General features: G+C 62.6%; 3 protein-coding genes. All 3 read right to left on the bottom strand.

Annotation, left to right across the window (positions count from 1 at the left end):
• The coding region (locus AC1DOC_RS25570) for a DUF2169 family type VI secretion system accessory protein (RefSeq protein ID WP_478130750.1) at positions 1-1,596 on the bottom strand (1,596 nt) is incomplete at its 3' end.
• Positions 1,596-2,036 carry a DUF3592 domain-containing protein gene (locus AC1DOC_RS25565; protein ID WP_278877288.1) on the bottom strand — a complete coding sequence of 147 codons (441 nt, stop codon included), beginning with the start codon at positions 2,034-2,036 and terminating at the stop codon, positions 1,596-1,598. The genes AC1DOC_RS25570 and AC1DOC_RS25565, both read right to left, overlap by 1 nt.
• A 28-nt stretch (positions 2,037-2,064) precedes the next feature.
• Positions 2,065-3,337 (bottom strand): type VI secretion system Vgr family protein (locus AC1DOC_RS25560; RefSeq protein ID WP_478130749.1); only part of this gene is annotated, 1,273 nt, incomplete at its 5' end.

Here is a 3,337-nt window from a genome sequence, read left to right as displayed (position 1 = left end):
GCGATAGCTCGCGAGCAATCCTCTTTTTGCGTCGGCCGTCACCCTCCTGAGTTCCGCGAGGCTCTCCGGGGGCGCGGGCGGCGCGCCTACCGCCGCAGAAACACCCGAGATTCCGTCTACGAAAGGCCGGGGGTCGAAGCGCGGAGGCCCCTTGCCCTTGGCCGCTTCTGCTTTCGCGAGAAAGGTCGAGGTATCGAAGCCAAGCTTTTTCGATTGGACCGCATTGGCATCGGCGGCCTTGCCGATCGCCTCCCGCCCCTTCGCCAGCTTCTCCCGCTGCTCCTGCACCATGGCTTTCATCTTCTGCACATAGGCCGGGATCTCATGCAGCTTGGGCGGGGTGGTGATCGGCGGGGGCGGCAGGGCGAACTTGGCCGGATCTCCGCCGCTCGCCTTGAATGCTTCGGCCAGTTTGGCTTGGGCACGTTCGGCGCGAACTTTCATGTTGCGGGTGAGCGGGTCGGCGTCCCTGTCTTCTTCCTGGCTGTTCTCGAGCCACTGCCCAATCGAGTTCGGCGGCAGCAATTGATCGTCGCGCAATGCGTAGAGTGCGCCGTTCTCGGGATCGCAGCGCTGAATCAATACATCGCGGTACGAAGCCAAAGGCCGTTCCGACCCACCTTCCTCCATGGCAGCCATGACGTGGCTGATGTCGGATGCGTCGTCTTCCTCGATGCCGATGCTGCCGTGGTACACCAGCGCGACCTGCTCTCGATGGGGAAAAAACCAGGCCGTCGTGAGGCGCAGCGAGACTTCGTCAAAAATGCCCGACGCCAGTTGCCGGTTCTTTGCTTCACGGACGATGAACCCTCGCGCCTGCCAGTCGGGCAGGCGGCCGCGTTGCACCGGATCCTCCGGATGCATGTTCAGGATCTCGTAGCTGGCACCGGCCAGGCCGCGTTCGCCCAGCGCCAGCCACTGGTCTTCGGAGGCTGCATTGAAGTAGCCCCAGTCCATGTCCCTCGCGAAACCGGGATAGAGGTTCTGCTTCCAATGCTCGTCGTAGTCGCGCCCCATCTTGCGCATCCGCGAAGGCCTTGCCACATCGATCGGGCCGAAGCCTGCGGGTGCAGGCACCTGGCCCGGCCGCCACAGCAGTCCGTTCGCGTGTTCGATGTTGGGCACGCGCCGCACTTTCAACCCCTCGACGATGTCATCGTCATGTCCGATGCCCAGGGGGTTTTCCGCGAACCCTGGGCCCCCGAAGGCCTTGCGCCAGTCAAGGCGGATCGCATCGAATGGCTGGGGCGCGGTCGCCCGGCCGTCGATCCAGAATCGGTCGCCGAACACCAGGAGCGTTTTCTTGCGCGCCCCGACTTGCACGCTCACTGCACAGCGAGACTTGTCCGGCTGGTGCGCCGTGTGCGCAAAGCCCGATGCGATGAATTCGGCATTGTCCTTGGGCATGCCGAGATCAAACACCGTGTCGCCGCCCAGTTCATCGGTCAGGGTCTTCCAGATCTCGGGTTCCGGCACAAGCTGCTGCTGGCCCTTCAGGTTTGTCATTGCGATGACGGTCATCGCCAGATACTGGGCGCCGTTCCTCAGGTAGGGGCGCGTCAGGATGCTCAGGCGCAGGGGCTTGATGGTTTTCATCAGTAGGCGCTTGACGGTATTTCCAGCGGCGTGCGCTCCCGATCGATCGCCACCCGATCGGGCGCATCTCGCGCATAGATCACGTCGATCTTCTTGCCGACCGAGAAATTGGCCAGCAGTCCGAGTTCGATGAAAGTCGCAACCGGCACTTCGTGACGGTTTCCCGCCGCGTCTTCATATGCGAGCAACAGATCGGTGGCGGCGACTTCGTTGTTGCCATAGTTGCCGTTCTTGGTCAATCGATTCGCCTGCCTCGAGATGCCGACCACCACACCTTGCGCGCGCACGCCTTGGCCGCGCAGTGCTTGCCAGGTTTTTTCTTCGGCCATGTAGCGGGCGTTTGCAGCGTATGAGGAAACGATAACGTGTACCCCAAACACCCCCGCAATACCGCACAGGCCGAGGCACAGGGTTGCCGCCAGGATGTTCCACCAGCTCACTTGCGTTCTTTCGAAGGAATGCCGCGCATCAGGCCTTCATGAAAAGGCTCTTGAATGCCACTGCGATGTAGCCGGTCTTGAGACTGAGTCCGACTGTCGAGATGCCAACGGGATTGAGCTTGTATTTGAACTTCGCATCGATGATGCTGGTCACGGACAGGTTGATGAAGACGCCGTTGAACTGGCCGTTCACCCCCGAGAATTGCAGCTTCACGCCATTGACATCGACCGCCGCCACATTGACGCCCGTATGTTCGAGCGTTCCGTGGTTGTCCGTGTTGCGCCACCAGCCTTCCTTGGCTGCGTTGACGGTGTTGTCGCCCGCATTGATCGTCCGTCTGTCCGAGTTGTCAACAATGTCCGGCGCGTTATTGATCGTGGGTCCGGTCGTGGTGGTCGTGCTGCCCCCCGTGACGACATGCGTGTGGTTGCCCAGGACGTTGCTGGTGACCCCGCCATTCACCATGAAGGTAAGGCCGCCGCTGATGGTCTCGTTCACGCCTCCCGTGATCGTCTGGGTCACGCCGCCGGTGATCGTCGAGTTCACACCTCCACTGATCGTCTCGGTCGCACCACCGCTGATGGTTTCCGTGAACCCTCCGCTGACAGTGCGCGTTTCGCCGCCGCTGATCGTCTCGGTCGCGCCGTCCGAAATCGTCCGCGTCTCGCCGCCGGAAAYTGTCTCGGTCGCTCCGCCGGTCACCGTGCGAGTCTCTCCGCCGTCGATCGTCTCCACCGCGCCCTCGGTGATATGACGTTCTTCGCCGGCTTTGTAGGTGGCCGATTCATGCCCCACGATGATGGTCGTGCGCGTGCCACCGGTGTCGTGGGTCTCGTTCTTCTCCACCGAGACATTCAGGTCGCGCTCTGCATGAAGCGCTACGTATTCAGCGCCCATCTTGTCTTCGAAGACGAGCGAGTTGGCGGTTTCCGGCGAGCCGCCCGGCGTAGAACGCGTGACGAACCCGCTCTTGGTCTGCTCGCCCGGCAGATTGAAGGGTGGCATCTGGCGCGGGTTGTAGACCCGCCCCACGACGAGCGGCCGGTCGGCCCGCCCGTCGACGAAATCGATCACCACTTCCTGGCCGATGCGCGGCGTGAAAACAGCACCAAAGCCGTCGCCTGCGATGACATGGGACACACGCACGAAGCACGAGCAGTTCTCGTTGCGGCGCCCGCTGCGGTCCCACCGGAACTGCACCTTGACGCGGCCGTACTGGTCAGTCCAGATTTCCTCGCCTTCGGGGCCGACCACCACCGCGGTCTGCGGACCGGTGGTCCTGGGGATTTGCGTGATCCGG

The organism is Variovorax sp. 01T439_2 (genome assembly GCF_056398445.1).
Note: the sequence above shows the minus strand (reverse complement) of the source record. Positions and strands in the feature narration are given on the sequence as shown.